Here is a 3,127-nt window from a genome sequence, read left to right as displayed (position 1 = left end):
CATCTCGTTCAGCGCGTCGTAGAGCGGGCGCAGGTACGGGTCGATCTTGTCGGTGAGCGAGCCGGGCAGGTAGCCCAGCCGCTCCCGAACCGAAGGAAGACCCGCCCCCGTGAGCATCGAGATCAACAACGAGTCGAGCGTCCCCGTCGACGAGGCCGCCCTGCTGCGCCTCGCCGGCTACGCGCTCGACTCGCTCCACGTGCACCCCGACGCCGAGCTCGCGATCGTGCTGGTCGACGAGGGCGCGATGGAGCAGCTGCACGTGCAGTGGATGGACGAGCCGGGGCCGACCGACGTGCTCAGCTTCCCGATGGACGAGCTGCGTCCCGGGACCGAGGACGAGCAGACCCCCGCGGGGCTCCTCGGTGACATCGTGCTCTGCCCGCAGGTCGCGCAGTCCCAGGCCGAGTCGGCCGGCCACTCCGTGCTCGACGAGCTGCAGCTGCTGACCGCCCACGGGCTCCTGCACCTGCTCGGCTTCGATCACGCCGAGCCGGAGGAGGAGCGCGAGATGTTCGGCATCCAGCGCGACATCCTGGTCGGCTTCCACATCAGCGAGCGACGCCGCTAGAGCGCGCCTTGCCCACTCTCCAGCTCCTCATCGCCGCCCTCGCGCTCGTCGCCGTCGGCGGCTGGTTCGCCGCGACCGACGCCGCACTCGGCGTCCTCTCGCGCAGCGACCTGCTCGACATGGCCCAGCACTCCCGCAGCGCCCGCGCTCTCCGCGCGATCGCGGGCGACATGAGCGCCCACGTCAACGTCGTCAACTTCTCGCGGATCGCGGCCGAGACGACGGCCGCGGTGTTCGTCACCACGGTGCTGGTCGTCGAGGTCCCGCAGCTCTGGCTCGCGCTCCTGCTGGCGGTCCTGATCATGGCGGCGGTCTCGTTCGTCCTGGTCGGCTCCAGCCCCCGCAGCGTCGGGCGCGCCAACGCCCGCGCGGTCCTGTCCACCAGCGCCTCCCTCGTGCACGTTCTCCGGCTCGCGCTGGGCCCGGTCGCGCACGGGCTCGTGGCCCTCGGCAACCGGGTGACCCCGGGGACCGGGCGCTCGGCGGGGTTCTCCTCCGAGGAGCAGCTGCTCAGCATGGTCGACGAGGCGACCGAGCAGGACGTGCTCGAGCAGGACGACCGCGAGCTGATCCACTCGATCTTCGAGTTCAACGACACCTTCGTCCGCGAGGTGATGGTGCCCCGCACCGACATGGTGACGATCGAGGCGACCTCCTCCGTCGGCGCCGGCATGGGGCTCCTGCTGAGCCGCGGCATCTCCCGGCTCCCCGTCATCGGCGACGGCGTCGACGACGTCCTCGGCGTGCTCTACCTGCGCGACGTGGCCCGGCACACCTACGAGCGGCCGGACGACGACGACACGGTCGCCGATCTCGCGCGCCCCGCGCTGTTCGTGCCCGAGTCGAAGAAGGCCGACGAGCTGCTCCGCCAGATGCAGCTCGAGTCCAACCACCTCGCGATGGTGGTCGACGAGTACGGCGGCATCGCGGGCCTGGTGACGCTGGAGGACCTCATCGAGGAGCTCGTCGGCGACATCTCCGACGAGTACGACCGCGAGGTCGACCTCTTCGAGGAGACGGCGCCCGGGGTCTACCGCGTCTCGGCGCGCCTGCCGGTGGACGAGCTCGGCGAGCTGTTCGAGCTCGACCTCGAGGACGACGACGTCGACTCGGTCGGCGGACTGCTGACCAAGGCCTACGGGCGCCTCCCCGAGCGCGGCGCGACGGCGCGGATCGGCGGAGTGCTGCTCGCGGCCGAGCAGGCGGACCCGCGCCGTGGGACCATCTCCACGGTGATCGTCCGCCGCGATCCCGATCTGGACACCGCCGGCGAGCCCGGCACCGGCCCCGTCGCGATCATCGCGGACGGCGGCACCACCACCCCCAGCCCGAGCACGGCTCCCACCCGCGGAGCCACGGGCGATCAGCACGAGGACGCACGATGACCGACACCACTCCCGCCGCCGCTCCCTACCGGGCGGGCTTCGTGTCCTTCGTCGGCCGCCCGAACGTGGGCAAGTCGACGCTCACGAACGCCCTCGTCGGCGAGAAGATCGCCATCACGAGCTCGAAGCCCCAGACCACGCGGCGCGCTATCCGCGGCGTGGTGCACCGCACCGACGGCCAGCTGATCGTCGTCGACACCCCCGGCATCCACCGGCCGCGCACGCTCCTCGGAGAGCGGCTGAACTCGCTCGTCACCTCGACCCTCGGCGACGTCGACGTCATCGGGATGCTGTTCCCCGCGGACGAGCCGATCGGCCCGGGAGACCGCTTCATCAACGAGCAGCTCGACTCCTTCCCGCGCGCCCGGAAGGTCGCGATCGTCTCGAAGGTGGACCTCTCCTCGAAGAAGTCCGTGGCGAAGCAGCTGCTCGCCGTCTCGGAGCTGCGCGAGTGGGACACGATCGTGCCGATCTCGGCCGTGACCGAGGAGCAGCTGGACGTCCTGGCCGTCGAGCTCCTGCGCCTGATGCCCGTCTCGCCCGCCCTCTACCCGGAGGAGGCGGTGACCGACGAGGACCTGTCCTCGCGGATCGCCGAGTTCATCCGCGAGGCCGCCCTCGAGGGCGTCTCGGACGAGCTGCCGCACTCCCTCGCCGTGACACTCGACGACATGGTCGAGCGCGAGGACGGCTCGCTGATCGACATCTACGCCAACGTCTTCGTGGAGCGCGACAGCCAGAAGGGCATCATCATCGGCAAGGGCGGCCAGCGCCTGCGCGAGGTGGGAGCCGTCTCCCGCGAGCAGATCGAGCGCCTGCTGGGCCGCCGCGTGTTCCTCTCCATCCGGGTGAAGGTCGCCAAGGAGTGGCAGCGCGACCCGAAGCTGCTGGGGCGCCTGGGCTTCTGACGCCGGAGGACGACCGCGGTCACCCTCCAGGACGACGCCCCCGGGCGCGCGGACCCGTAGCGTGGTCCTCATGCGCGCCCTCCTCGACCGACCGGCGGCCCTGCCGATCGCCGGGGCGCTGCTCGCCGCCCTCCATCTGCTGCTCGGGCTCACCGGGGTCACTCCGACCGAGCGGATCGCCGGCGGCCTCGTGCTCGCGCTGGCCCTCGCCGTCGCGGGATTCCTGCCCGCGCTCGCCCCCTCGCTCGTCGCGGTCGGCGCGC

The 3,127-nt window shown here is 71.7% G+C and carries 4 protein-coding genes and 1 pseudogene; 4 read left to right on the top strand and 1 reads right to left on the bottom strand.

Going from position 1 to position 3,127, the window contains the following annotated elements; translation table 11 throughout:
- A pseudogene (locus C5C27_RS17070) lies at nt 1-84 on the bottom strand (PhoH family protein); the annotation flags it as partial.
- Between the two features lie 25 nt (nt 85-109).
- On the opposite strand from C5C27_RS17070, the gene ybeY reads away from it, so the two are divergent.
- The 4 genes from ybeY to C5C27_RS17050 all read left to right on the top strand — a co-directional run.
- Complete coding sequence (gene ybeY / locus C5C27_RS17065) at nt 110-571, top strand: rRNA maturation RNase YbeY (RefSeq protein ID WP_104223424.1); 462 nt, start codon at nt 110-112, stop codon at nt 569-571.
- Nucleotides 572-579: 8 nt separating this feature from the next.
- Nucleotides 580-1,956 (top strand): hemolysin family protein, encoded by a 1,377-nt coding sequence (locus tag C5C27_RS17060; RefSeq protein ID WP_104314994.1) that lies wholly within the window; start codon nt 580-582, stop codon nt 1,954-1,956.
- Nucleotides 1,953-2,864 carry a GTPase Era gene (era, locus tag C5C27_RS17055; protein ID WP_104223426.1) on the top strand — a complete coding sequence of 304 codons (912 nt, stop codon included), beginning with the start codon at nt 1,953-1,955 and terminating at the stop codon, nt 2,862-2,864. The genes C5C27_RS17060 and era overlap by 4 nt, the downstream gene beginning before the upstream one ends.
- A 70-nt stretch (nt 2,865-2,934) precedes the next feature.
- On the top strand, nt 2,935-3,127 hold a 193-nt coding region (locus tag C5C27_RS17050; RefSeq protein ID WP_146079750.1), incomplete at its 3' end, for a hypothetical protein.

Origin of the sequence: Rathayibacter sp. AY2B7 (assembly GCF_002931635.1) — a bacterium.
Taxonomy (GTDB): domain Bacteria; phylum Actinomycetota; class Actinomycetes; order Actinomycetales; family Microbacteriaceae; genus Rathayibacter.
The sequence above is the reverse complement of the archived record's forward strand: the minus strand, read 5'-3'. Positions and strand labels throughout refer to the sequence as shown.

Excerpts from the sequence above, each read along its gene's own strand:
- era (WP_104223426.1), top strand. The coding sequence starts at position 1,953 with ATGACCGACACCACTCCCGCCGCCGCTCCCTACCGGGCGGGCTTCGTG.